General features: G+C 74.9%; 26 protein-coding genes. 8 read left to right on the forward strand and 18 right to left on the reverse strand.

Features of this window, described 5'->3' with window-relative positions; all coding sequences use genetic code 11:
- Window positions 1-33: 33 nt before the first annotated feature.
- The 9 genes from J2S41_RS07665 to J2S41_RS07705 all read right to left on the reverse strand — a co-directional run bounded on the left by J2S41_RS07665 (window position 34) and on the right by J2S41_RS07705 (window position 7562).
- Window positions 34-228: a hypothetical protein gene (locus J2S41_RS07665; protein WP_310364799.1), complete on the reverse strand. Its 195-nt coding sequence runs from the start codon at window positions 226-228 to the stop codon at window positions 34-36.
- 86 nt (window positions 229-314) lie between these two features.
- Window positions 315-1379, reverse strand: coding sequence for a hypothetical protein (locus tag J2S41_RS07670; protein ID WP_310364802.1), 1065 nt, complete (start codon window positions 1377-1379; stop codon window positions 315-317).
- 302 nt (window positions 1380-1681) lie between these two features.
- Window positions 1682-2629: a hypothetical protein gene (locus tag J2S41_RS07675; protein WP_310364804.1), complete on the reverse strand. Its 948-nt coding sequence runs from the start codon at window positions 2627-2629 to the stop codon at window positions 1682-1684.
- 120 nt (window positions 2630-2749) lie between these two features.
- Window positions 2750-3826 (reverse strand): sensor histidine kinase, encoded by a 1077-nt coding sequence (locus J2S41_RS07680; protein WP_310364807.1) that lies wholly within the window; start codon window positions 3824-3826, stop codon window positions 2750-2752.
- Window positions 3823-4482, reverse strand: coding sequence for a response regulator transcription factor (locus J2S41_RS07685; RefSeq protein WP_310376321.1), 660 nt, complete (start codon window positions 4480-4482; stop codon window positions 3823-3825). Before J2S41_RS07685 ends, J2S41_RS07680 begins: the two co-directional genes overlap by 4 nt.
- 104 nt (window positions 4483-4586) lie before the next feature.
- Window positions 4587-4814 carry a hypothetical protein gene (locus J2S41_RS07690; protein WP_310364810.1) on the reverse strand — a complete coding sequence of 76 codons (228 nt, stop codon included), beginning with the start codon at window positions 4812-4814 and terminating at the stop codon, window positions 4587-4589.
- Window positions 4815-4862: 48 nt separating this feature from the next.
- Complete coding sequence (locus J2S41_RS07695; protein WP_310364813.1) at window positions 4863-5477, reverse strand: hypothetical protein; 615 nt, start codon at window positions 5475-5477, stop codon at window positions 4863-4865.
- A 49-nt stretch (window positions 5478-5526) separates the two neighbouring features.
- Entirely contained in the window at window positions 5527-6714 is a 1188-nt protein-coding gene (locus J2S41_RS07700; RefSeq protein ID WP_310364815.1) for a glycoside hydrolase family protein, read from the reverse strand.
- Window positions 6715-6803: 89 nt separating this feature from the next.
- The gene (locus J2S41_RS07705) at window positions 6804-7562 is read right to left on the reverse strand and encodes a class I SAM-dependent methyltransferase (RefSeq protein WP_310364819.1); all 759 of its coding nucleotides are present in this window, start codon (window positions 7560-7562) and stop codon (window positions 6804-6806) included.
- Between the two features lie 130 nt (window positions 7563-7692).
- Between J2S41_RS07705 and J2S41_RS07710 the strand changes: the two genes are divergently transcribed.
- The gene (locus J2S41_RS07710; protein ID WP_310364822.1) at window positions 7693-8319 is read left to right on the forward strand and encodes a maleylpyruvate isomerase family mycothiol-dependent enzyme; all 627 of its coding nucleotides are present in this window, start codon (window positions 7693-7695) and stop codon (window positions 8317-8319) included.
- Between the two features lie 5 nt (window positions 8320-8324).
- Entirely contained in the window at window positions 8325-9509 is a 1185-nt protein-coding gene (locus J2S41_RS07715; RefSeq protein ID WP_310364825.1) for an MFS transporter, read from the forward strand.
- A 297-nt stretch (window positions 9510-9806) separates the two neighbouring features.
- Here J2S41_RS07715 and J2S41_RS07720 read toward each other — a convergent pair whose 3' ends face one another.
- Window positions 9807-10229, reverse strand: a complete 423-nt coding sequence (locus J2S41_RS07720) for a winged helix-turn-helix transcriptional regulator (protein ID WP_310364828.1) — start codon at window positions 10227-10229, stop codon at window positions 9807-9809.
- Window positions 10230-10348: 119 nt separating this feature from the next.
- Here J2S41_RS07720 and J2S41_RS07725 point away from each other — a divergent pair, with 119 nt between their 5' ends.
- Window positions 10349-11212, forward strand: a complete 864-nt coding sequence (locus J2S41_RS07725; RefSeq protein ID WP_310364829.1) for an aldo/keto reductase family oxidoreductase — start codon at window positions 10349-10351, stop codon at window positions 11210-11212.
- Between the two features lie 6 nt (window positions 11213-11218).
- On the opposite strand, the gene J2S41_RS07730 is transcribed toward J2S41_RS07725, so the two are convergent.
- Genes J2S41_RS07730 through J2S41_RS07755 form a run of 6 tightly spaced genes read right to left on the reverse strand, consistent with a single transcriptional unit; the run spans window position 11219 to window position 16472 of the window.
- Complete coding sequence (locus J2S41_RS07730; protein ID WP_310364833.1) at window positions 11219-11824, reverse strand: class I SAM-dependent methyltransferase; 606 nt, start codon at window positions 11822-11824, stop codon at window positions 11219-11221.
- A gap of 8 nt (window positions 11825-11832) precedes the next feature.
- A complete protein-coding gene (locus J2S41_RS07735) occupies window positions 11833-13257 on the reverse strand; it encodes a glycosyltransferase family 39 protein (protein WP_310364837.1) in 1425 nt (474 codons plus the stop codon).
- 14 nt (window positions 13258-13271) lie between these two features.
- On the reverse strand, window positions 13272-14219 hold the full coding sequence (locus tag J2S41_RS07740) for a GNAT family N-acetyltransferase (RefSeq protein ID WP_310364839.1): 948 nt from the start codon (window positions 14217-14219) through the stop codon (window positions 13272-13274).
- Window positions 14216-15175, reverse strand: coding sequence for a phosphotransferase family protein (locus J2S41_RS07745; protein WP_310364840.1), 960 nt, complete (start codon window positions 15173-15175; stop codon window positions 14216-14218). The genes J2S41_RS07740 and J2S41_RS07745 overlap by 4 nt, the downstream gene beginning before the upstream one ends.
- A 15-nt stretch (window positions 15176-15190) precedes the next feature.
- Window positions 15191-15403: a hypothetical protein gene (locus J2S41_RS07750; RefSeq protein WP_310364843.1), complete on the reverse strand. Its 213-nt coding sequence runs from the start codon at window positions 15401-15403 to the stop codon at window positions 15191-15193.
- Window position 15404: 1 nt separating this feature from the next.
- The gene (locus J2S41_RS07755; protein WP_310364846.1) at window positions 15405-16472 is read right to left on the reverse strand and encodes a LacI family DNA-binding transcriptional regulator; all 1068 of its coding nucleotides are present in this window, start codon (window positions 16470-16472) and stop codon (window positions 15405-15407) included.
- Window positions 16473-16620: 148 nt separating this feature from the next.
- Here J2S41_RS07755 and J2S41_RS07760 point away from each other — a divergent pair, with 148 nt between their 5' ends.
- The 3 genes from J2S41_RS07760 (at window position 16621) to J2S41_RS07770 (ending at window position 19432) form a co-directional block, all read left to right on the forward strand.
- Window positions 16621-17226, forward strand: a complete 606-nt coding sequence (locus tag J2S41_RS07760; RefSeq protein WP_310364853.1) for a hypothetical protein — start codon at window positions 16621-16623, stop codon at window positions 17224-17226.
- A gap of 261 nt (window positions 17227-17487) precedes the next feature.
- Window positions 17488-18681 (forward strand): cellulose binding domain-containing protein, encoded by a 1194-nt coding sequence (locus tag J2S41_RS07765; RefSeq protein WP_310364854.1) that lies wholly within the window; start codon window positions 17488-17490, stop codon window positions 18679-18681.
- A 25-nt stretch (window positions 18682-18706) separates the two neighbouring features.
- Complete coding sequence (locus tag J2S41_RS07770; protein ID WP_310364857.1) at window positions 18707-19432, forward strand: alpha/beta hydrolase; 726 nt, start codon at window positions 18707-18709, stop codon at window positions 19430-19432.
- A gap of 213 nt (window positions 19433-19645) precedes the next feature.
- Here J2S41_RS07770 and J2S41_RS07775 read toward each other — a convergent pair whose 3' ends face one another.
- A complete protein-coding gene (locus J2S41_RS07775; RefSeq protein ID WP_310364859.1) occupies window positions 19646-20614 on the reverse strand; it encodes an aminoglycoside phosphotransferase family protein in 969 nt (322 codons plus the stop codon).
- 88 nt (window positions 20615-20702) lie between these two features.
- Here J2S41_RS07775 and J2S41_RS07780 point away from each other — a divergent pair, with 88 nt between their 5' ends.
- Complete coding sequence (locus tag J2S41_RS07780) at window positions 20703-21878, forward strand: MFS transporter (protein ID WP_310364860.1); 1176 nt, start codon at window positions 20703-20705, stop codon at window positions 21876-21878.
- A gap of 25 nt (window positions 21879-21903) precedes the next feature.
- A complete protein-coding gene (locus J2S41_RS07785; protein ID WP_310364863.1) occupies window positions 21904-22656 on the forward strand; it encodes an SGNH/GDSL hydrolase family protein in 753 nt (250 codons plus the stop codon).
- Between the two features lie 49 nt (window positions 22657-22705).
- Here the strand turns inward: J2S41_RS07785 and J2S41_RS07790 are convergent, their stop codons facing one another.
- Entirely contained in the window at window positions 22706-23365 is a 660-nt protein-coding gene (locus tag J2S41_RS07790) for an FMN-dependent NADH-azoreductase (RefSeq protein WP_310364866.1), read from the reverse strand.
- Between the last annotated feature and the right edge of the window lie 108 nt (window positions 23366-23473).

A 23473-nucleotide genomic window follows, 5' to 3' on the forward strand; every position in this document is an offset into this window, starting at 1 on the left:
TACGGCCACGGCCGTACCCCGGGACGGGACGGCTCAGGCCGCGGGCGGAGGGGTGGCCGCCGCGCCGCCCGGCGCGGTGAGGGCCTCGCGAAGGCCGCGCACCTCGTCCGCGATCGCCAGCAGCGCGCGGACGTGCGCCTCCGCGATCAGACGGTCGCCGGCGGGATTGGCGGACGCCTCCTCCAGGATGCGGAGCGCCTCTTCGCGGTTGTTCCGGTGATCGACCATCGAAGCTCCTTAGGGCTCGTCCTCCCTCCATCCAAGCCCTTCGGTGGCCGGTACGCAGCCGGAGCGCCGATCATTTTTCGCGTCGTTCATCCCGGAAGGCCCGGCCGTCGCAGGTACAGCCACGCGTGGGCGCCGCCGTCCGCGGTGATGCGCCGGAACGCGGCCGGGTCCGGCGGTCCGTCGCCGTCCACGAGCGCGTCCCGGAACAGCGCGTCCGGCACCACGAGCGCGAACGCGGCGTCCCGGTGCTCGGCCAGCGCCGCCCGTACCGCCGCGGCCTCCAGCAGCGCGCCGAGCCCGTCCGCGGCCGGTGCGCCGCCCTCCAGCGTGCGGTGCAGCGCGAAGCGCAGCCGCGGGTGCGTGCCGGCCGCGGCCAGCGTGGTCAGCAACTCGGGCAGGTCCGTGTCCGGCGGCAGCGCGGCGTACCGGGCACCGCCGGGCGCGGGCAGCGTGCGGTGCGCGCCCAGGCCCGCCAGCACCTCCGCGGCCACGCCGCCGTCGACGTCCGGGCCGGCCGGCGCGGCGGCCAGCCACAGCGCGGTGCCGGGCGCGGGCGCGGCGGCGCCGGGCACCGGCACGGAGAAGCCCTGCGGGCGCGGCGGGCCGAGGTGACGCCGGCCGGTGCCGGTCAGGTCCGCCTCCGCGCTCAGGAAGCCGAGCAGTGTGGACACGCCGGCCGGGATCTCCAGCAGCGCGTGACCGGCCAGTTCGCGCGGCAGGTCCGGCGCGGCGCGGCGGTCGGCGAAGTGCCAGCCGAACCGGGATGTGCCGGCGCCGTCCACGGCCGCGCCCCACTCCGCGGACCGGAGCCGCCCGGCCACGGCGCGGCGCGCGCGCCAGCCGATCGGCGTGGTCGCGTCGCCGTCCGGCGGCAGGCCGAACTCGCCGGTGTCCGCGTGCACGGCGAGCGCGCGCACCGGGTCGGGGTGGCGCAGGTCGACGGCGAGCCGGGCCGCCGCGTACCGTTCGCCGCGCCGGACCGGGGGCAGGTCGAGCGGGAAGATCGCGCCGGCGAACCGGGCGCCGGGCGTGACGCGGGCGCGCAGCGGGGCGGGCAGCTCGGCGGCGGGCACCGGGTAGAGCAGTGGTCGTCCGCAGGCCGGCCGGACCGGCCCGGCCGCGGCCTGCTGTGCTGGGGATCTCGCCACCATTCGGGTGCCTCCGCGTCCGCGAGTCAGGCACCCGAGTGTGGCATCGCGCCGGACGCCGGAACAATGACCTGCGCGAATGACGGCCGAACGTCGTACCCATTCCGGCTCCCGGCCAGCATCTTCCATCGGCCACGGCGCGGCCGGGACCGTCAGGGCGTGTGTCCGGCGGATCCTCGCCGGCCTGCGGCGAGGTCCGGGCGCCGCCTGGCCGCACGTCGAACACCGGTGTGCGGACGTCCGCGCCGCACACCCGGACGACACCCGGACCTCGCCTCGGCTCGGCGAGATCCGCCAGACACGCCCTAACGCCGCAGCGTCGGCGCGAGCAGCCCGCCGGGTCCGCCGCGCCGGCCGCGCCCGCGGGACGGCGGGCCGAATCCGTCGTCGTCCTCCGCGTCCGTACCGTCGTCCGAGCGGGTCCGGCGCATCACGGTGACCAGCAGCGCGCCGCCGATCGCGGTCATCCCTACGCCGACCACGATGATCAGCGGGCCGAGCCCGTTGAAGAACGTGGTCTGCCCCTCCGCGGTGGTGAGGTCGACCCCGGCCGCTTGGTCCGCCGTCCCGGTGGCCGGTGCGTCGGTGTCGTCCTCCGCCGGGGTGCCGGTCTCGGCGGTCTCCTCATCGTCAGGGCTGGGCTCGGGTGCAACGGTGTCTTCCTCGTCTACGGTGCCGGCGTTGTCGTCCTGCTCGTCCTGCTCGTCGTCGTTCTCGCGCGCGTTGCCGGTGCCCTGGAGCACCTGGCGGATCTCGGACGCGCGGTCCAGCCGGTTACCGGCCGCGCTGAACGCCTCGCCGATGAACGCGACCCGCCCGTCCGGCGCGGTCCGGAAGAACGTGACCCGGTAGCGGACCTGGATCCGCTGGTTCTCGCAGAGCTGCGCGTTCGCCGGTACGACCGGCACGCTGGCCACCGCGTCGTCGGTGAGCTGCACCGTGTTCAGCGGGACCCAGACGTCGTTCTCGTTGACCGCGATCTCGATCTCGTCGCGTTCCAGGCCGCTGAGCTGCACGGTCATCAGCGTCTGGACGCGTACGCAGTCGTCGTCGGTGCGGGTCACCCGCAGCGTCGCCTCGCGGGGCACGTTGTCGGTCGCCAGGTCGTCGGAGATGCGCAGGTCGACCTGACCGGGTTCGGCGTGGGCGGGCGGGGCCGCCAGGACGACGCCGCCGGCCAGGCCGGCGAGCGCGGCGCCGACCCGCAGCAGCGACCAGCTTGGCCTCGCGGCCGCGCGTGTTCTGCTCGTCACGCGAAACGCCTCCTCCCCGTACGGCACGGTGCCGTCCGGTGTCCTCGTGCGGGCAGGCTCTGCGCCCCACCCGATGCGAGATACGGAGTGGCTCTCGGGAAGGTTCAAGCGTTCATACGGTCAGGCGGGTGGAAACACGACCGTAACGCGCAGTCCGCCGGATGGTCCGGGCTCGGCCGAGATCGTGCCGTCGTGGGCGGCCACGATGGCGCGGGCGATGGCCAGCCCGAGCCCGCTGCCGCCGCTGTGGTCGATCCGCTCCGTGGCCAGCCGGGTGAACGGCTCGAACAGGCGGGCCACCTCCGCGGCCGGGATCGGCACGCCGGTGTTGGTGACCGTGAGCGCGGGCCGGTCGCCCACCTCGACGTGGACGGTGCCGCCCGGCGCGTTGTACGTGATCGCGTTGTGCACCAGGTTGCGGACCAGCCGCTCCAGCAGCACGCCGTCCCCGTTCACGGTCCGCAGCCGCAGCGCCGGCACGAGCGTCACCGACCGTTCCGCGGCCGACGCCTCGTGCGCGGCGAGAACCGCGTCCGCGATCTTGTCCAGCCGCTCCGGCCGCCGCCCGGCCAGCCCCTGATCGGCCTGGCTGAGCACCAGCAGGCCCTCGATCAGCCGCTCGTTGCGCGTGTTCGCGGCCAGCAACTGGCTGGCCAGCAGCGCGGACTGCTCCGGGGTGAGCGGCACGGCCATGCCCACCTCGATCAGCGTGCGCTGCAACGCCAGCGGCGTGCGCAGCTCGTGCGAGGCGTTCGCGGCGAACCGGCGCTGTCCCTCGTAGCCGGCCGCGATCCGGTCCATCATGGTGTCCAGCGCGCGGCCGAGCCGGGCCAGCTCGTCCCGGGTGCGGCGCGGCGGGCGGATGCGGTGGCCCAGGTTCTGCGGGCCCACCTGCGCGATCGCCGGGACGATCCGGCGCAGCGGCAGCAACACCCAGTACGCCAGGAGCGGGAAGCCCAGCGCGTAGACGGCCAGGGTGGCGAGCAGCGGCGCGAACGCCCTGATCGGCAGGAACCGCTGCGCCTGCGCGCACAGGTTGGTGACGTCGTCGTACTCGTTGTTGCCGTAGAAGGTGTTCAGGCAGTTCGCGTCCAGCGCCTGGAACGGCGTCGGTAGCCGCCACCAGTTCGTGTGGATGATCGCGGTCAGCAGGATCAGCCCGGTGCAGAGCAGCATCAGCCGCCACCGTACGGTCATCGCCCGATCCGGTATCCGGTGCGCGGCACCGTGTGCAGGATCGCCGGCTCACCCAGCTTGCGGCGCAGCGTCATCACCGCCACCCGGATCACGTTCGTGAACGGGTCGGTGTGCTCGTCCCACACCTGTTCCAGCAGGTCCTCCGTGGTGACGGTCTGCCCGCGCGCCCGCATCAGCGCGTGCAGCAGCGCGAACTCCTTCGTGGTCAGCCCCAGCGGCCGGCCGTCCCGGCTCGCGGTGCGGGTGGCCACGTCGACCACGATCCCGTCCTGCTCCAGCACCGGCGGCAGCGCCGGCGCGGTACGCCTGCCCAGCGCCCGCACCCGCGCCACCAGCTCCGCGAACGCGAACGGCTTCGTCAGGTAGTCGTCCGCGCCGAGCCCGAGCCCCTCCACCCGGTCGTAGACGCCGACGGCCGCGGTGAGCAGCAGCAACCGGGTCTCCGGCCGCTCCCGGACCGCCCACCGGCACACGTCGTCCCCGGACCGGCCCGGCATGTCCCGGTCCAGCACCGCGACGTCGTAGCGGTTCACCGAGAGGCGCTCGTGCGCGCCGTCGCCGTCGTAGCAGACGTCCACCGCCATCGCCTCGCGGCGCAGTCCGAGCGCCACCGTGTCGGCGAGCAGCCGTTCGTCGTCGGCCACCAGTACCCGCACCGTCGTCACTTCCCGTTCCGTGTTCGATCAATGACAAGCATGTCAGAGGTCCCGGACCCACACGTCGTCCATGCGCTCCCCGGGTCCGAACAGCCGCTGCCAGGTCACCGGCCCGCCGAGCACCAGCGGTCCGAGAACGGCGGGTTCTCCGGGTGCCGCACCGCGTGCGCGCCGTGGCTGAGCAGCCACCGGGACCAGGTGTGGTCCGCCGGCACCCGCGGCGTGAGCGGGCCGTTCGGATCAGCCAGGTAGCGGCCCCCGACCGCCGCCACGTCCGGCGCGGGCGCCGCGGCCGGTACGCGGGCCGGCGCCTCGACGGCTGCTGCGCTCATGGCCGCCGAACATACGGACGGCCCGATAAGCCCGAGATAAGCTCGCGGTCAGACCCGGGTGGCCGGGCGCGGTCTCCGGGCCGCCAGCGCGTTCAGTCCCACGCCCCAGATCAGCGCGACCACCGTCCACCGTGCCCAGCCGGTCGCGTCCATCTCGCCGGAGAGCAGCGATTCCGCGACTGGGAACGGGGTGACCCACGCCGCCAGCGGCGCCGCCGGACCGGCCAGCGAGAGCAGAACCGACAGCCCCAGCGGTACGACGATGGTGGCGAGGCAGGCGAGCCAGGCCGGCCTGATCAGCACGCCGAGTCCGGTGCCGGTCAGGTTCGCCACGCACTGCACCAGCACGCCGCCGAGCAGGATCACGCCGGCGCCCGCCCACGGATCCGGCGCCGCCGAACCGGCCACGGCCGCCGCGACCACGGCCACCAGGTCGCCGAACAGCCCGGCCGACACCCCGGCGACCACGGCCGTGCGCACGTCCCGGCCGAGCAGCACGCCCAGGAACGGCAGCACCACCGACATGATCAGATGCGTCGGGTACGCCACGGCGGCCAGCGTGCGCTCGCCGGGCGGCAGCGCCACCGTCACCACGACCCCGACCAGCACGCCGATGAGCAGCGTGACCGCGACGATCCACCGCCGAGCCCCGGTCTCGAACATCCGCCCATGATGGCGGACCGCCCGCGGCTGGGCCAGACCGTTTTCCCGGTCAGCCTCCGGCGGCCCGGTACGCCTTGCCCGCCTCGGTCGGCGTGGTGGCGTCCCGGTAGAGGCCGTAGTCGACGGAGTCGCCGACCGCGGGCAGCGAGAACCAGGCGTACCGCTCCACATACGGCGCGGCCTCGAGCGCGCGCGTCGAGTTCGTGATGAACGCCGTGATCTGCGCGGTGCTCGGGAACCGGGGCGTGCCGGTGAAGTTCATCAGGCCGTACTCGGTGATCCAGATCGGCAGTCCGTAGCGGCGGTGGACGGCCTCGACGTACCCCATGAACTGGCCGGCCGCCGCGTCGCTGAAGTCCGCGCCGTACCAGTGCAGCGTGATGAAGTCGACCCGCAGGTTGCGCTGCCGGGCGCCGGTCATGAAGCGGTCCAGCCACCCGTTCGGGGTGTCCGCGCCGTAGGCGACCGCCGGGCTGCCCAGCCGCATGCCGGTCTGCTGGAGCGCGGGCCACAGGTCGAGCGCCTGCTCGACGCTCATGTTCGCCTGCTCGGCCAGGTCCGGCTCGTTGAAGCCGAGCAGCGTGGTCCCCTCGGACCTCGCCTTGGCCAGGTTCGGCGCGGTGGCCACGTTCTCGTCCCAGATCATCGGTACGTACTCGGCGTCGGCCGGCATCTGGTCGTTGTTCGTACCCCAGTTGTAGTACCAGGAGACGCCGACGTCGTCGATCGCGCCGGCGAGCCCGGGGAACTCCCAGGTGCTCACGCCCTTTTTCGCCACCGTGCCCGGCTGCGCCGTCGTCCGCCACACCTGGGCCGGGTCGCCGGTGCACGCCCAGATCCGCAGCCGGGTGCCGCCCGCGTCCAGGCACTTGCCGGAGCCGGCGTTGACCACCTCGGTGCCGCGCACGGCCCACGCCTGCGCGCCCGTGCCGTTGCAGGTGTAGAGCTGCACCGGTGCCCCGTCCGCCTGGGACGCCCCGGCCACGTCGAGGCACTTGCCCAGCGCCCGGACCGTCCGCCCCTCGAAGCTCCACTGCTGCGCCGCCGTGCCGTTGCAGTCCCAGAGCCGCACGGCCGTGCCGTCCGCCGGGTTGGCCCCCGCGACGTCGACGCACCGTCCGCCCGGCCCGGTGATCGGCCCGCCCTGCGCGGCCAGCGCGTTCGTGATCCCGAGCACTCCCAGCCCGGCCACGACCACGCCGGGCACCACAACGGCCAACACCCTCCGCACAGACATGACGGCACCGTACCGCCGCGTCCGCGAATGCGGGAGAGCGCTCTCTGATGATGGGGATTTCCCCCGCGACGGCGGCCGGGCCGGGCGGCCTAGCGGCGGCGGGCCAGGTGGGCGATGAGGTCGGCGTCGAGGTCGACGGTCGGCGGCAGCACACCGGCGATGCGGTCGAAGACCTGCTCCCGGCGCCGGTCCGGTAGTTGCAGGTAGGCCGAGATCGTGGACAGGTGGCCGAGGTAGTGCGCGGCGGTCACGGTCAGGCGGCGCGGGATCGTCTCCTGGCGGACGTCGGTGAACAGGCCGGAGCGCTCCAACTCGGTGCCGGGCCACTGCATCGCCCGCTCCGGCGGCGTGCCGTCCGGCGACGGGACCTCGTCGGTGTCCAGGTAGGGCGCGCGAGCCGCGCTCACCGCCCGCTCCACGGCCGGGTCGGCCAGCCGGACCGGGCCGCCGATCGAGGCGAGCACGCCGCCCGGCGCCAGCAGCGCGGCCATCCGCTCCCAGCGGCCCTCCGGACGCGTCCAGTGCAGCGCCGCCGCCACGTAGACCAGCCCGAACGTCTCGCCGAGCGGCAGGTCCTCGAACGCGGCGCGCACGGTGCGGACGCCGGCGGGCACGTGGCGGCGCAACTCGGCGAGCATCGCCTCGTCCGGCTCGGTCGCGGTCACGGCCAGGCCGGGGCGGGCGAACAGGCGGGTCGCCTTGCCGGTGCCGGCGCCGATCTCCAGGGCGGTCCGGATCGGGCCGCCCGCATACGTCGTGACCAGCGTGAACAGCTCCTCCGGGTAACCCGGGCGGAATTGCTCGTACGCCTCCGCCACCGACCCGAAGCTCAACGCCCGCACCGACATACCGGGCATCCTGCCACGCCGGCCCGGCCCCGGCGTACCGCATTATTCACCTGGAGCCGCTACGGAGTTGACCTCTTAGGCGTACATGACCCCTCACCGAACGTACTGATCACGCACTATCCTCATCGGCATGTCGTTGCTCGAGGCTCGTTTGGCGGCGCTCGGTGAGCTGTGGGCGGTGTGGGCGGCCCACGGACGCGACCTGGACGCCGCCCGCTGGACCCGCCCGACCCGGCTGGAAGGCTGGGACGTCAAGGCGCTCTTCGCCCACCTGGCCGCGTGGCCGCACGGGTTCGCGCACATGCTCAACCTGGTCCGGCCGGACGAGCCCACCCACCCCACCGCCACCGCGCTGCTGCGCGACCTCAACCGGCCCGGCGGCCTGGCCGCGCTCCAGGCGCCGCGCGTCGCGCAGGGCGCCCGGGACGCCTCCCAGCAGTACACGACGGAGCAGCTCACCTCCGCGTTCGCGGAGATCGGGCCGGCCGCGATCGAGGGCGCGCGCAGGCTCGGGCCGGTCGTGGTCGACTACTTCGGCATCGCCCGCCTCACGCTGGCGGAGGCCGCGGGCATCGGCGTGGTCGAGTCCACGGTGCACCTGCTCGACCTGCAGCGCGCGCTCGGGCGCGAGCCGTCCGTACCCGAGTCGGGCCTGACCCAGACCACGGAGATCCTGGCCGCGATCCCGTCGCCGATCGCGTTCATCGAGGCCGCCACCGGCCGCGGCGCCGGCACGCTGTTCCCGCTCGTCTCCTGACCGGCGTGGGCTTCCGGGCGTTCTGGCTCGCGCAGACGCTGTCGGTCGCCGGCGACTCGTTCTCCCTGATCGCCGTGCCGCTGCTGGTCCTCGGCGCGACCGGCTCGGTCGCCATGATGGGCCTGCTCACCGCCGCGGCCGGCGTCGCCACCGTGGTGGCCGGCGCGGTCGCCGGCGTCGTCGTGGACCGGGTCGACCGCCGCCGGCTGCTGATCGGCTGCGACCTGGCCCGGTGCGTGCTGCTGGCGACCGTACCGCTGGCCTGGCTCCTGCCGGAACCACCGATCCACCTGCTCTTCGCGGTACTGCCGGCGTGCGCCGCGATCGGCATGTTCTTCCAGGTCGCGGCCGTCACGGCGGTCCGCGGCCTGGTCGGCCCGGACGGCGTCACCCGGGCGAACGGCCGGATCTACGCGTCCACCGCGCTGGCGTCCGTGCTGGGCCCCGCGCTGGCCGGCACCGTGTCCGCCCAGCTCGGTCCCGCCGCCGCGATCGCGGCCGACGCCGCCACGTTCGCGGCCTCCGCCGCCTGCCTGCTGGCGGTACGGCTGGCGCCGGTCCCGGCATCCGTGCGCGGCCGATGGCGGGACGAGTTCTCCGCCGGCGCCCGCTTCCTGCTCCGCCACCCGGTGCTGCGCCCGCTGACCGCGCTGCTCACCGTGTTCCTGCTGTTCACGTTCGGCCTGACCGACGTGGTCATCTACCGGTTGAAGTCCGGCCTGGACGCGCCGGACGCCGTCGTCGGCCTGGTGCTCGGCGCCGGCGCGGTCGGTACCGCGCTCGGCGCGCTCGCCGTCGCCCCGCTGCGGCGGCGGCTCGGCTTCGGCGCATGCTGGATCGGCAGCACCGCCATGTGCGCCGGGGCCGTGCTCGGCCTGGCCGTCGCGTCGTCCGTGCCGGTGGTGTGCGCGCTGGTCACGCTGTACTTCGCGAGCCTGAGCATCGGCGGCATCTGCTCGATGTCACTGCGCCAGCAGGTGACGCCGGAACACCTGCTCGGCCGCGTCACCTCCGCGTTCTGGACCATCCACTTCTCGCTCGGACCGCTCGGCGCTGCGGCCCTCACCGCGCTCGCCGCCCGCTTCGGCACCGCCACCGCCTTCACCGTCGCCGGCGCCGGCACCCTCGCCCTGGCCGCGACCGCCCTCACCACCCCGGTCCGCGCCTCCCGCCCGGAACGGCCGGCGTAGCGATCCGGGCGTCGGTCCGCCGGGCGAATCGGTAGCCATCCCACGATCAGCCGGTCGATCGTGATCTTGCGGTCGCGGCGCGCCATCCACCTCGGTCGCTGCCGGATGCCACGCGACACGCGTCACGTGGGCCGGCCGACGGCGGGAGCCGCGTGGTCTTCGCCGCCACGCCGGGACCGGCTCCGTCGCCGCGGGCGCAGCGGAGCGCCAGCGGAGTCGGAGCCCGCGGCGAGGTTTGCCCGCGGGAGCATGCGGAACCGGGCCACGCCGGAAGCGGGAAGATCGTGAACGTGGTTCTCAGGCCCTGGCGTCGTACGCGGTGCGGTTGGTGGCGACCTCGTCCATGTGGGTCTGGGCCCACAGTTTGAGGCCGCGCATCAGCCGGTGCAGGGAGAGCCCCAGGTCGGTCAGCTCGTAGGAGACCGTGACCGGGACGGTCGGGGTGACCGTGCGGGTGATCAGGCCGTCGCGTTCCAGCGAGCGCAGGGTCTGGGTGAGCATCTTCTGGCTGACGCCGGCCAGCAGGCGGGACAGCTCGGAGTAGCGCATCGGGGCCGGGTCGCCCTGGCAGTCCGGGCCGCTGCCGAGCGCGGAGAGGATCAGCGCGACCCACTTGCCGGAGATCCGCTCGAGCAGTTTGTGGCTGGGGCAGACGGCCAGGAACGCGTCGTAATCGATCTTCGCCTGGGCGCGCTGCGCCGCGGCCGTCATCGTCGCCATCGGCTCGCTCCTCCTACCGGTGGGTGGGTTACGCACCTGGAGGTGCCTACTTCCCGATGGAAAGTTACCACCCGATAGTGGAGTGGAATCATCCGTTCGAGATCAATGAGGTACGCACGATGTCCCACTCCCTGCCCGGCGGCACCTGGACCCTCGGGGATCTGACCGTGACCCGGTTCGGCTACGGCGCCATGCAGCTCGCCGGACCGTGGGTCATGGGGCCGCCCGCCGACCGGGACGGCGCGCTCGCCGTGCTCCGCGAGGCCGTGGCGCTCGGCATCACCCACATCGACACCGCGGACGCGTACGGGCCGCGCGTCACCAACGAGCTGATCCGGGAGGCGCTGCACCCGTACCCGGAGTCGCTGCACATCGTCACCAAGGTCGGCGCGACGCGCGACGCCCGGGGCGGCTGGCCGCCGGCGCGGGACCCGGAGAGCCTGCGCCGGGCCGTCCACGAAAACCTGGACAGCCTCGGCCTGGACGTGCTCGACCTGGTCAACCTGCGGCTCGGCAACGCGGAGGGCCCGCGGCCCGAGCCGATCGCCGAGGCGTTCGAGACGCTGGTCGCGCTCCAGCGGGACGGGCTGATCCGGCACCTGGGCGTGAGCAACGCGACGCCGGAGCAGGTCGCGGAGGCGCGCCGGATCGCGCCGATCGCGTGCGTGCAGAACATGTACAACCTGGCACACCGGACGGACGACGCGCTGATCGACTCGCTCGCCGCGGAGGGCATCGCGTACGTGCCGTTCTTCCCGCTCGGCGGCTTCAGCCCGGTGCAGTCCGCGGCGCTGTCCGCGGTGGCGGCCCGGCTGGGGTCCACGCCGATGTCGGTGGCGCTGGCCTGGCTGCTGCGGCGCTCGCCGAACATCCTGCTCATCCCCGGCACCTCGTCCGTCGCCCACCTGCGGGAGAACGTCGCGGGCGCGGCGCTCACGCTCTCCGCCGAGGACCTGGCCGAGCTGGACACGATCGGCCGCTGACCGCGGTCAGCCCGCGGCCACGGCCGCGATCGCGGCGATCGGCCGGTGCGGGTCGTCCGCGGGCCGCCGCTGGTGCGCGACCTCGGTGAAGCCGGCCCGGGCCAGCCGCGCGGACATCGCCGCGACCGGCCCGCGATAGGCGGTCGTGACCTTGTGGTCGAACGCGGCGACCTCGTCACCGTCGAAGAACCCGACCACCAGCGACCCGCCCGGGGCCGTCACCCGCCGCAGCTCGGCGAGCACGTCGTCGAGCTCCGGCGGCGGCACGTGGATCAGCGAGAACCAGGCCAGGATGCCGGCGACCGAATGGTCCGCCGCGTCCAGCCGGTCGAGCGTGCCGAGCCGGTACCGGCCGTCCGGGTACGCCGCGCGGGCGTGCTCGATGAACTCGGGCACCAGGTCGATCCCGGTCGCGTCCGCGCCCAGCGTACGCAGGTGGTCGGTGAGGTGCCCCGGCCCGCAGCCCAGGTCGAGCACGGTGCCGCGGGTGCCGCCCAGGTGCCGCGCGATGAAGGCGAGATCGTCGGGGTGCACCCGCTCCCGGCTGCCGAACAGGTCGATGTAGAGATCCGCGACGGCGGCGTACGACCGCCGCACCTGGTCCGTGTCCACCGCCGCGACTATAGACGCCGGTAGACCGCGACGGTGGCGCCGTGCACCCGGTACAGCCCGGTCCGGTGGAACTCCGCGCGGAGCACGGCCGCCGCGCGCGGCTTGTGGACCAGCGGGTCCTCGCGACGGGTGGACGCGACCACGAACCAGACGCGGGGGACGCCGGCCAGCCGCGCGGCCACGTCCGGGTGCTCCACCGCGGTCAGCCGCCCGGCCTGCCCGGCGGTCCGGGCCAGCAGCACGTCGGCCGGCCGGCCCGGATCGCCCCGGTAGTAGTAGTCGACGCCGGCCCGCAGCGCGCGGTTGTCGTCCTGGTAGAGGATGGCGTCGCCGGGCCGGTCCCGGTCCGCGATCAGGCGGGTCAGCGCGCGGTAGTCGGCGCCGTTCTTGGCCAGGTCGGTGCGCTGGTGGCGGTGCGCGGGCCAGGCGACGGCGACCAGCACCGCGAGCACCACCGCGGCGTGCGCCCGGACCGCGGCGCGCGGCAGCGGCCGGCCGGCGAGCGAGACGACCGCGGCCGCGCCGAGCAGCGCCAGCGGCGGCAGCACGACCAGCAGGTAGCGCGGCACCCACAGCGGCCCGGCCAGCAGCGAGTACGCGGCCAGCGCGACCGGCGGCGCCGCGCACAGCGCGATCAGCTCCCACCGCCGGGACCGCCACCCGGCGGCCAGGACCAGGCCGATCAGCAACCACGCCACGGCCGCGGAGCCGACGACGCCGGCGGGGGAGCGGTGCAGCGCCGCCACGGACAGCGGCTTGATCCAGGCGACCTGCCCGGCCTGCTGGCCCGCGCCGGCCAGCACCAGCGGTGCCAGCAGCACCAGCACGGCGGCGGTGGTCAGCGCGAACGCCCGCAGGTGACCGCGGTCGCGCAGCACCACGATCAGCGCGTGCGCGGCCAGCACGGACACGCCGACCAGGTGGCTGAGGCCGAGCAGCAGTACGGCGGTGCCGTACCCGAGCCACCGCCACCACGCGGGCCGCCGCAGCGCGCCGAGGAGCAGCAGCAGCGACAGCGCGGAGAAGAGCACGCCGAACGCGTACGGGCGGGCCTCCGCGGCGTACCGGAAGGAGTTGGGCATGATCACCAGCAGGAGACCGGCGGTCAGCCCGGTGAGCGGCGTGAACAGCCGGCGGCCGAGCTCGCCGGTGAGGCCCGCGGCCAGCGACATCGCCACCACCTGCGGCAGCCGCAGCGCGGCCTCGGACGTGCCGGCCAGCCCGGTCCAGACGTGCATGAGCAGGTAGTACGGCCCGATCACGGCGTCCACGTGGCGCATCAGCGCCCAGATCTGGGCCGGCGTGCGCGCGGCGATGTCCGCGGTGGCGACCTCGTCCCAGCTGAAGCCGGGACCGGTGATCCCGGCGAACGCGGTGACGAACAGCAGCACCGCGGGCACCACGCTCGGCGCGCAGACTCGGGCGTGACGCATCAACCGAGAACCCCTTACATGACACGCCGCCAGGCGTCGATGATCTGGACGACGCGCATGCCCTCGGACAGGTACAGGCCGAGCGCGGGCCGCCGCGGATCGGTGTCCACGTGCAGGATCGTGCCGGACCAGCCGTCCCGGGCGTCCTCCGCGAACGCGTGCCGCAGCAACCATCGTCCCAGCCCGCGGCCCTGAAACGCGGGATGCACGCCGAGCAGCCGCAGGTAGCCGCACTTCTCGTCCGGAACGAACTGGGTGGACCGCAGCGTCAGCCCGGCCGGCTCACCCGACTCGGTGTAGAGCACGTTCAGGAACGACCAGTCGTGCGTGCTGCCGGCCTCCAGGTTCGCCACCCAGCCGTCGAACTCGCGGCGCACGTGCCCGTAGTGATCGTGGAACGCCGCCTCGCGCGTCGCGTGCGCATCCCGCCGGACCCGCTCCGACTCCGCACCGTTCTTCAAGACATATCCCGGCGGTACGTCCGGCAGCGCCCGCCGGCCGGTGTGCGCGATGCGCAGCCGGTGGTAGACGGTGCCGACCTCGAACCCGTACCCGGCCAGCCGCCGCCCGGTCGCCGCGTCCTCCCGGTACACGCCCGCGGCCACGGTCACCGACGGCCACCCGCGCTCCCGCCCGATCTCGGCCGCGCGCGCCCGCACGGCCGCCCACAGCCAGTCCGCGACCTCGCCGTCCAGCGTGAACACGTCCACGTCCACGATGCCGCCGTCCCCGGTCGGCCACGCCCACGCCCAGCCCACCGCCGCGCCGTCCGCCCCCAGGACCAGCCACGTGTCACGGCTCAGGTCCCCGTCCGGCGAGCGCAGATCATCCTGGACCTCCTCGAGCGTGTAGTCCACCCGCCCGATCCGGCTGCGCTGCACCGCCGCGATCAGCCCGTGGATCGCCTCCGCGTCCGCCTCCGTGGGCGGCCGCACCTCGTACCGTCCGGAAAGGTCTGTCATGGAATCCCACCCACCAGCTTCCCCACATGATGACGAACGATGCCGAGCATGAACTCCCGGTCCGGAAAGTCGCCGTCCAGCAGCCGCAACGGGCCCGCCACCAGCGACAGCTCGTGTGCCGTGCGATAGAGGGCGAGCCGTGCCGGGTCGAGGCCCGGCACGCGCAGCCGGTCGGCGCGGTCACCGAACCGGATCTCCAGGAACGCGTGCTCCCACTCCGCGTCCAGGAACATCAGGCCCTCGATGTCGATGATCACCGGCTCGCCGCCGTCCGCGATCAGCACGTGGTCCGGGCCCAACTCGCCGTGGACCAGCGTGTATCCGCCGCGCGGCGGCACCGCGCGGGCCAGTTCGTCCAGGCGTGCGGCGAGCGCGTCGCGGACCGGCCGGAGTTCGGGACGCCGCGCGGCCGCCTCCGCGAGATCGCGGTGCGCGGCGGCGGTGATCGCCCCGACGGCCGTCGGGGCGGCCGTGAACGGCGCGGACACCCGGCCGAACGCGGGGGAGCGGGTGGCGTGCATGCGGCGCAGCGAGTCGGCCAGCCGGTCGAGGACCGGTTCCGCCGCGGCCGGATCACGCGCGATCAGCGCCTCCAGCGTGCCGCCGGCCACGTCCTCGACCAGCGCGGCCTCGCCGTCCAGCAGCGTGCGCGAGGCGTCGAAGGCCAGGATCTCGACGGTACGCACGCCCGCGCCGCTCAGCGCCGCGTGCGCGGACCGGAACAGCTCGGGCCCGCTGGCCTCACCGAACAGCACGGGCGCACCGCCGGCCGGTGCCGGCCAGTGGTTCTCCGCGGGCGACCAGAGGTAGAGGACGACGGTCCGGCCGTCCGGCAGCGTCAGGCGGTACGCGCCCTTCTTGGTGCCGCCGCGCAGCCGGGTGACCTCGACGGGCTCGGCGCCGAGATGTCGCCGGGTGAAGGCGGTGAGGCGGGGGGCCTCGGTGAACGTCCGCACCCGGCGACCCTAGCGTCAGGCGGTGGCGCACGTCCCGGGATTTGTCCGCGGCTCGACCCGGTCGGCCACGGTGTGCAGCGCCCGGGCGATCGCGCGGCGGGCGCCGGCCGCGCGCGGGGTGCGGGACGGCCGGTCGGGGCGGATCGGCGCGCCGGGCTGGGCGGAGGTCACGTCGCGCATCATCGCGTTCAGCGCCATGTTCATGCCGAGGGCGTCGGTGGTGTCCATGTCAGTTCCTCCCGTCGAGGGCCGGGCCGGTGCTGGCCCGGACGATGAGCTCGGTGGGGAGCGCCACGCGGCGCCCCTCCGCGGTGGCCGGCGGGTCGAGCAGCAGCTCACCCGCGATGCGGCCCTTCTCCTTGGCCGGCTGGCGGACCGTGGTCAGCCCGGCCTCGGCCGCCTGCGGGATGTCGTCGAACCCGATCACCGACACGTCCCGGCCGGCGCGCAGGCCGCGGGCGCGCAGCGCGTCCAGCGCGCCGAGCGCGATCACGTCGCTGAACGCGATCAGCGCGGTCGGGCGGTCCCGGCGGTCGAGCGCCCGTGCGGCGCCGTCCAGCCCGGCCTCCCGGCTGTTGCCCGCCACGTTGATGATGGTGACCTCGTCCCAGTCCAGGCCCGCCTTCTCCCAGGCCTGCTGGTAGCCGCGCATGCGCTCGCGATCGCCCTGATAGGACACGTCCTCCGGGCCGCGGACCGGCGTGGTCAGCGGGCCCAGGGCCGGGTGCAGCAGGTCCGCGATGATCGCGACGCGGTGGTGGCCCAGCGCGGTCAGGTGCGCGCCGGCCGTGCGGGTGGCGGCCACCTCGTCGACGCCGGCCGCCAGCATCTCCGGGTCGGTGGCGTGCAGTTCCGTGCCGACCACGGGCAGCCCGCGCTCCAGGATCGCCTGCCGCGCCGGGTGCCCCTCGGCCACGCAGAACACGCAGAAGCCGTCGACCGCCGCGTTGCGCACGGCGGCGCGCGCCGCGTCCGCGTCGTCCGGGATCGGGATGAGCAGCAGGCCGGTGGAGTGCCGCTCGGCGGCGAGCGACAGCCCCTGCAGGAAGCGCACCGCGAACGGGTCCTTGAACGCGTAGGACAGCACGTCCGTGAAGAGCACGCCGATCGCGCCGGCCCGGCCGCGGCGCAGCGAGCGCGCGGTCGGGTTCGGACCGGCGTAGCCGAGCCGGCGGGCCGCGTCGAGGATGCGCTCGCGCAGCTCCGGGGAGAGCTGGTCGGGGCGGCCGTAGGCGTTGGAGACGGTGCTCCGGGAGACGCCCACCTCGTCCGCGACGGTCTGCAGCGTCGGCTTCACGCCGCGCCTCCTCTGTATCGATCCAGTGGCGCTCTAAATCGATACAGTACGCGCGTCGGCGTACCCCTTCAAGAGGTTTTCTGGATCGATGCAGAAAGTCCCGCGACCCATCGTCCGGCGGGCCGGGCGGGCCTGACATGATCGGGCGATGACCGTGACCGCCCCGGAGACGACCACTGTGGACAGATTGGCCCGCGTGATCACCGAGGTGCTGGCGCCGACGATCTGGGCCGTGACCATGCCGTTCGTCTTCGCGATCGAGCAGACCCGGTCGCTGTCGGGTGTCTGGTGGGCGCTGCTGGCCTGCATACCGTGCGCGCTGATCCCCTACGGCATCGTCCGGTACGGCGTGGTGCGCGGCACGCTCACCGACCACCACATCGGACGCCGCGAACAGCGTCGCACCCCGCTGCTGCTGGCCATCGCCTCCGTCCTCGCCGGCCTGATCCTGCTCTGGCTGCTCAAGGCGCCGAGCCACCTGATCGGCGTCATCGTGCTCATGCTCGGCGTGCTCACCCTCGTCATGCTCAGCAACCTGGTCTGGAAGCTGAGCGCGCACGCCGCCGTCGCCGCCTCCTCCTCCACCGGCCTGATCTGGCTGTTCGGCCCCGCGCTGCTGCTGGTGCTGGTCCCGGTGGTCGCGGCCGTCGCCTGGTCCCGCGTCCGGCTGGCCGACCACACCTGGCTCCAGGTCGCGGCCGGCACCGCCGGTGGCGCCGCCGTCGCCGTGCTCCTCGGCCCACTGTTCTTCTGAGCGTTTCCGTCGTACCCGCCGGGCGCTCCGCGTGATCGAGGGCGACGCGACCGGAGCACGGCCTGCGGATCGGCGGCGCCGGTCCGCCGATCCGGTACGACGCGGTCACGCGCTGCCTTCAGGCGCCGGGCGGCGAGGCGCGGATCGGCCGCGGCCGGTGGGAGCTGATCGGGCTGTCATCGTCCACGACTACGGACAGTGATTGAATGACAGCGCGTGCCCGGTGTACGGGGACGTGAGCAGGCTTCTACAGTGCTTGTCGTGACCACGGAGAGCCCCGCGAGCGTCGAGATCGAGATCGAGGTGGAGGTCGAGCACCCCGCCGAGCGGGTCTGGCGTGCGCTCACCGAGCCGCGCCTGCTCCGCCAGTGGTTCGCCGAGACCGACCTGAAGCCGCGCGTCGGCGCGTTCTTCCAGCTGTCCGGCACCGACCTGCCCGGCCTGCAGCCGGACCCGACGGCCGAGCGGCCGGACGAGGGCTCGACGGTCGAGGGCGAGGTCGTCGGCGTCGAGCCGGGGGAGCGGCTGGTGCTGTTCCTGCACGGGCCCGGTCTGGTGTCCCGGCTCCGCTGGGAGATCACGACGGTCGAGGACCAGCGGACCCGGATCATGCTGCACCAGTCCTGGCGCGAGGGCGCCGGGTCCGAGGCGGAGCTGGCCGACAAACGCATCGCGTACGAGACCGCGCTCGCCCAGCCGCTCGCGGCCGTGCTCGACTGGCTCGCGTTCGGCGACGTCGACCTGGAGGGCATGCGCGGCCGGCGCGGCCCGGAGACCGTCATCCTGCCGCGGCTCAGCGTGGCGCGGCTGCGCAGCGCCCGGGTGCCGCTTGCGCTGGCCGCCCTGGCCGTGGTCGTCGGCCTGGCCGCGGTCACCGCCGGCATCCTGTGGGGACGCGGCGGGGACGACGGCGACGTGGCGGCCGAGCCCGGCGTCCCGAACATCACCTCCTCGCCCGCGCCGCTGCCGTCCGCGAGCGGCGCGCCGCCGATGACGTCGTCGACCAGCACCGCGCTGCCCGCGCCCGGGCCCACCGGCACGCCGCCGCCCGCCGCGGACGTGCTGCTGCCGACGCTGCCGCCGCGGGCCACGCCGACCGCGTCCGCGTCGCCGCCCCCGGAGGACGTGCTCTCGGCCGCGTACGCCACGGACGCGGACTGGGCGTTCGGCTACCGCGGCAAGATCTCCCTGAGCAACCCGGGTACGGTGCAGAACGGCGCCTGGACGGTCGTGATCACGCTGAAGAGCCCGATCGCGGTGACCAAGGCGGACGGCGCCACCTTCACCCAGTCGGGTGAAAACGTCACGTTCACCCCCGCGCCCGGCGTGTTGCCGGTGGGCGCGGCCGGCGGGACCGCCTCGTTCACGTTCGAGGCCGACCTCAAGGGCGCGCTGTTCAGCGACCGTGAGCCGACCGCCTGCACGATCAACGGGCGGGCGTGCAGCGGGGTCTGATGCGTCATCCACTTAGGGTGATCGCATGACGGAACCCACGTACCTGAGTCCGTTCGTTCTGCCGGTCACGCCGGTGGCGCCGGAGCGGCGCGACCCGATCGACCTCTACCTGCCGGCCGGCGACGGCCCGCACCCCGCGGTCGTCCTCGTGCACGGCGGCCCGATCCCGCCGGAGATGCGGCCGTCCCCGCGCCACTGGCCGGTGTTCCAGGGGTACGGCGCACTGGTGGCGTCCCGCGGCGCGGTCGGCGCCGTGGTCGACCACCCGCTGACCACGCCGGCCGACTACCCGGTCGCCGCGGCCGCGCTCGCCGACGCGATCGAGACCGTCCGCGCCGACCCGCGCGTCGACGGCGAACGGATCGCGGTCTGGTACTTCTCCGGCGGCGGCCTGCTCGCCGCCGACCTGCTGCGCGAGCCCCCGTCCTGGCTGCGCTGCGCCGCGCTCAGCTACCCGCTGCTGGAGCCGTTCCCCGGCATGGAGGTCGACCCGGCGTTCCGCCCGGCCGAGGCGGTCGCGTCCGCCGGCGAACTGCCGATCGTGCTGGTCCGCGCGGGCCAGGAACACCCCTTCATCGCGGGTACGGTGGCCACGTTCGTCACCGCGGCGCAGGCGTCCGGCGCCGACCTGCGGATCATCGACGTGCCGAACGGCCGGCACAGCTTCGACATCGTCGACGACACCGACGAATCCCGCGCCGCGATCGACGCCGCGGTCACCACGGTGCTCGCCGCGCTCGCGGGCCGCTGACGTCTCCGCCCTCGATTCCGGGACGCCCCCGGCGGGATTCCCGCCGGGGGCGCCTTCATCGGTGCTCGCGGCCGCCGCCTCCTCCGGGCGGGGTCGCGGAAGCCGGGTGCCGGGCCGGCGAAGACCGCCTCGAAGAGGGCGCGGTGTTCGGCGGCGATCCGGACCTGGTCGGCGGCGAGCCGGCCGCGCAGCAGCGCGGCGGCCCGCTCGTGATCACACCACGTCCGGCCCGGCCAGTTCCGCCAGCCAGTCCGGGACGGCGGTGGCGACGTCGTCCGCCACCGGCAGCGCGGCGTCGCGCAGCCCCCGCCGCCAGGACATCGCGCGGGACACCCGGGTCACGCGGCCGGCCAGCGTCGCCGCCCGCCGGAGCGCGGCCGGGTCCCCGGGCCACTGCGACAGGTACGCGTCGCGCAGCCGGGCCAGCTCCGGCGCGCCCGCCTCCACGCCCAGCACGTGGCCGCCGAACGACAGCACCACCAGCAGCGACCCGAACGGATGCGCCACGCCCGCGTCACCCCAGTCGAAGAAGCGGTACGGCGGCCCGGGGAACACGTTCGCGTCGGTGAGGTCGTCGTGCTGCACGGTCGCGGGAATCCCGGACGCGTCCAGCTCCGCGCACCAGGCGGCGAACTCCGGCCGCACCGCCTCGACCGCGGCCAGCCGTTCCGGGCCCAGCCCGGTCCGTACCGCCGGATCGTCCAGCAGCTCGGCGAGCTGGCCGGGCAGCGCCCGCGGCCGGTGGTCCGGCACGCCGAGCGCCAGCAACTCGTCCGCGAGCGGCGCCACCTCGCGTTGCAGCGCCGCGTACGCGCGCAGCATGTCGCACCAGCGCGCCACCGTCGCGGGCGCGTCGCCGTCCAGCACGTCGCGCAGCGTGGGCCCGGCGTCCGCGGTGAGCAGCCAGCCGCGCGCGGTGTCCACGGCGAGCGGGACCAGGACGCGGTCCGGGATACGGCGGCCCAGCGCCGCGGCGAGCGCGGCCTCGTACCGGCAGCCCGTGGTGTTGGCCTTGAACCAGCGCGGCCCGGCCGTGGTCGGGACCCGGTGGGTGACCGACCACGGGCGCGCCCGGACCTCCTCGACCGGTCCGGTGGCGGGCGTGCCGAGCGCGTCCAGGCGGCCGATCACCCAGGCGTGCGCCGCGGCCTTCCAGGCGGGATCGTGCCAGTCGTTGTCCATGGCGCGCACGATAGTGACGGGCCGGGGCGGCGCCGTACCGATTAACGGGCTTGACCCTCGAGCCGCTTCACCCCGCACCGTCACCCGGATGACGATCACCCCGGCCGGCGCGTGGCTCGCCGGCACCGCCGTGAGCCTGCTCGGCACCCAGGCGATGGCGTTCGCACTGCTCTGGGCGTCGGCCGAGGGCGGCGCACCGCTCGCCGCGCTGACCCTGACCGCGGTCACCCTGCCCCGGGCGCTGCTGCTGCTCCCGGCCGGCGCGCTCGCCGACCGGCTCGGGCCGTGGCGCGTCCTGGTCGGCGCGGACGCCGCCGCCGCCACCGCCACGCTGGTCTTCGCGCTGCTGCTGGCCGCGTTCCCGGGCGCGCTGTGGCTGATCCCGCCGGCCGCGCTCGCCACCGGCCTGGTGGACGCGGTCTACCTGCCGGCCTCGGCCACGGTGCCGCGACTGCTGGCCGCGAACGGGCTGGCCCGGGTGATGGCCGGCCGGCAGATCGCGGCGCAGGCCGCCGCGCTGGCCGGGCCCGCACTCGGCGGCGCGGCGGTGACGGTGGCCGGCCCCGCGCCGGTGATGGCCGCGAACGCGGTCACGTTCGCCGCCATGGCGCTGCTGCTGGCCCGGTTGCGCCGGTTCCTGGTCCCGGCGTCCCCGGCGGCTGCCGGCCCGGCGGCCCGGTCGATGCTGGACGGGGTACGTGTGCTGGCCGCGGACCCGGTGCTGCGCCCGGCGCTGCTGCTGACCACGGCCGCGGCCGGGTTCCTGCTGCCGGTCTCCGGGCTGCTGCTGCCGCTGCTGGCCCGGGACCGGTCGTGGACCGCCGCGCAGACCGGGCTGCTCGCCGGCGCGCTGGCCACCGGCACCGGCGCGGTGGCGATCGCGGTGCTCACCCGTGGTGCCTGGCGCCGGGCCGGCCTGGTGATCCCGGCCGGGCTGCTGCTCGCGGCCGCGGGCGTGGTGGCGCTGGCGGTGGTCCGCCCGCCGCTGCCGGCCGCGCTCGCGGCGCTGCTGATCGGGGCCGGGTCCGGGCTGTTCGCCACGCACCTCGGGCCGCTGTTCCTGGCCCGGGCGCCGGGCACGCACCTGGCCCGGACGCAGGCGGTGGTGGTGCTGGCGCAGACGCTGCCGCTGCTGGCCACGAACAACGCGCTCGGTGCGCTGGCCGCGCCGCTCGGCGTACCGGCGCTGCTGCTGGGGTGTGCGGCGGTGCTGGCCACGGCCGCGATCGCGGGCCTCGGCACCCGGGCGCTGCGCGCGATGTGATCGCGAGTGGATTATCGTCTGGCGGGTGCGTTTCGTGGCGATCGGCGACAGCTTCACCGAGGGCGTGGGCGACGAGCTTCCCGACGGTACGGTCCGCGGCTGGGCCGACCTGGTCGCGGCCGGGCTGGCCGCCGCGTCCGGCGAGCCCGTCCAGTACGCGAACCTGGCCGTGCGCGGGCGGCTGCTGGAATCGATCATCGGCGAGCAACTGCCGGCCGCGCTGGACATGTCCCCGCCGCCCACGCTCATCTCGCTGAACGGCGGCGGCAACGACATGCTGCGCCGCGGCATGAAGGTCGACCACCTGGTCCGGCTCACCGAGCGGGCGGTGCGGCGCTGCGCGGACGCGGGCGTGGGCCTGCTGCTGATCAGCGGCCCGGACCCGTCCGGCCGGCTGCCGTTCGGCCGGACCATCCACCGGCGCGGTGCGGAGCTGACCGTGGCGGTGGCGGAGCTGGCCGCGCGGCACGGGCTGCCGTTCGCCAACTCGTTCGACGACGTGGAGATCCGGCGCCCGCAGTACTGGGCCGCGGACCGCCTGCACCTCAACGCCGCCGGTCACCGCCGCGTCGCCGGGATCGTGCTGGCCGCGCTCGGGCACGCGGCCGGCGAGCACCGGCTGGACCCGGCGCCCGCACCGGCGCGCCGGCTGCTCGCCGAGGCGCGGTACTACCGCGAGCACGTGGTGCCGTTCGTGCAGCGGCGTCTCCAGGGCCGTTCCTCCGGCGACGGCCGGGCCGCGAAGCATCCGTCCTGGGTGCGGGTGCTGGCCGCCTGACGGTCAGGCCCACCCGGCGCGATCGCCGGGCGGGCCTTGACGGGACCGGTCAGGCCGCGAGGGACGGGACGCGCGACGCGATGGTGCGCCCGTGCGACTCCGCGGTCGCGTGCGCGTCGGCCAGCGACTGCGCGGCGAGCCCGCGCAGCGCCTCCATCGCCGGGTTGACGCCGGCCAGCGTCAGCTCCGCCTCCGCGAAGTGCACGTCGAGGTGCAGGATGTCGGCGAACATCCGCCGCAGGTACGGGGTGTTGTGGTCCCAGCCCTCGCGCGGCGTGCCGGTGCCGTAGCCGCCGCCGCGTGCCGTGACGATCACGGCCGGCCGGCCCTCGAGGAGCCGGGCGTTGCCGGACGGGAAGCGCGGGTCCGTGAGCAGCAGGTCGAACCACGCCTTCACGTGGTGCGGCACCGCGTAGTTGTACAGCGGGATGGCCAGCAGGTACGCGTCCGCGGCGAGCAGTTCGTCGGCGATCACGGTGGCCAGTGCGGCGGCGTCGCGCTGGGCGGCCGTGCGGTCCTCGGCCGGCACGAAGCCGCCGAGCACCGAGTTGCGCCAGGCGTCCGCGGGCAGCGGGTAGAGCCCCAGGTCGCGCCGCAGGATCGAGGCGCCGGGGTGCTCGGCCGACCAGGCCTTCTGCACGGTGTCGGCGACCGCGCGGGTCACCGAGCCCTCGGTGCGGATGCTGGCGTCGAGGCGGTACAGGGTCATCGTCGCTCCCGGAGTGTCTGCGTCAGTCGGTCTGACCCACAGATCGTCTGTCGGAAATACTATCTCGTCAACCGTAGTCTAAGTCACAGATTATCGGTCGATCTCAGA

It is taken from the genome of Catenuloplanes atrovinosus (assembly GCF_031458235.1).
GTDB lineage: Bacteria > Actinomycetota > Actinomycetes > Mycobacteriales > Micromonosporaceae > Catenuloplanes > Catenuloplanes atrovinosus.

Coding starts and splice junctions, on each gene's coding strand:
- J2S41_RS07695 (WP_310364813.1), bottom strand. CDS start 5,477: ATGTTCGAGACCGGGGCTCGGCGGTGGATCGTCGCGGTCACGCTGCTC.
- J2S41_RS07735 (WP_310364837.1), bottom strand. CDS start 13,257: ATGCGTCACGCCCGAGTCTGCGCGCCGAGCGTGGTGCCCGCGGTGCTG.
- J2S41_RS07760 (WP_310364853.1), top strand. CDS start 16,621: ATGACCGTGACCGCCCCGGAGACGACCACTGTGGACAGATTGGCCCGC.
- J2S41_RS07770 (WP_310364857.1), top strand. CDS start 18,707: ATGACGGAACCCACGTACCTGAGTCCGTTCGTTCTGCCGGTCACGCCG.
- J2S41_RS07750 (WP_310364843.1), bottom strand. CDS start 15,403: ATGGACACCACCGACGCCCTCGGCATGAACATGGCGCTGAACGCGATG.
- J2S41_RS07690 (WP_310364810.1), bottom strand. CDS start 4,814: ATGAGCGCAGCAGCCGTCGAGGCGCCGGCCCGCGTACCGGCCGCGGCG.
- J2S41_RS07720 (WP_310364828.1), bottom strand. CDS start 10,229: ATGGCGACGATGACGGCCGCGGCGCAGCGCGCCCAGGCGAAGATCGAT.
- J2S41_RS07705 (WP_310364819.1), bottom strand. CDS start 7,562: ATGTCGGTGCGGGCGTTGAGCTTCGGGTCGGTGGCGGAGGCGTACGAG.
- J2S41_RS07740 (WP_310364839.1), bottom strand. CDS start 14,219: ATGACAGACCTTTCCGGACGGTACGAGGTGCGGCCGCCCACGGAGGCG.
- J2S41_RS07790 (WP_310364866.1), bottom strand. CDS start 23,365: ATGACCCTGTACCGCCTCGACGCCAGCATCCGCACCGAGGGCTCGGTG.
- J2S41_RS07665 (WP_310364799.1), bottom strand. CDS start 228: ATGGTCGATCACCGGAACAACCGCGAAGAGGCGCTCCGCATCCTGGAG.
- J2S41_RS07670 (WP_310364802.1), bottom strand. CDS start 1,379: ATGGTGGCGAGATCCCCAGCACAGCAGGCCGCGGCCGGGCCGGTCCGG.
- J2S41_RS07680 (WP_310364807.1), bottom strand. CDS start 3,826: ATGACCGTACGGTGGCGGCTGATGCTGCTCTGCACCGGGCTGATCCTG.
- J2S41_RS07780 (WP_310364860.1), top strand. CDS start 20,703: ATGACGATCACCCCGGCCGGCGCGTGGCTCGCCGGCACCGCCGTGAGC.
- J2S41_RS07700 (WP_310364815.1), bottom strand. CDS start 6,714: ATGTCTGTGCGGAGGGTGTTGGCCGTTGTGGTGCCCGGCGTGGTCGTG.
- J2S41_RS07710 (WP_310364822.1), top strand. CDS start 7,693: ATGTCGTTGCTCGAGGCTCGTTTGGCGGCGCTCGGTGAGCTGTGGGCG.
- J2S41_RS07725 (WP_310364829.1), top strand. CDS start 10,349: ATGTCCCACTCCCTGCCCGGCGGCACCTGGACCCTCGGGGATCTGACC.
- J2S41_RS07775 (WP_310364859.1), bottom strand. CDS start 20,614: ATGGACAACGACTGGCACGATCCCGCCTGGAAGGCCGCGGCGCACGCC.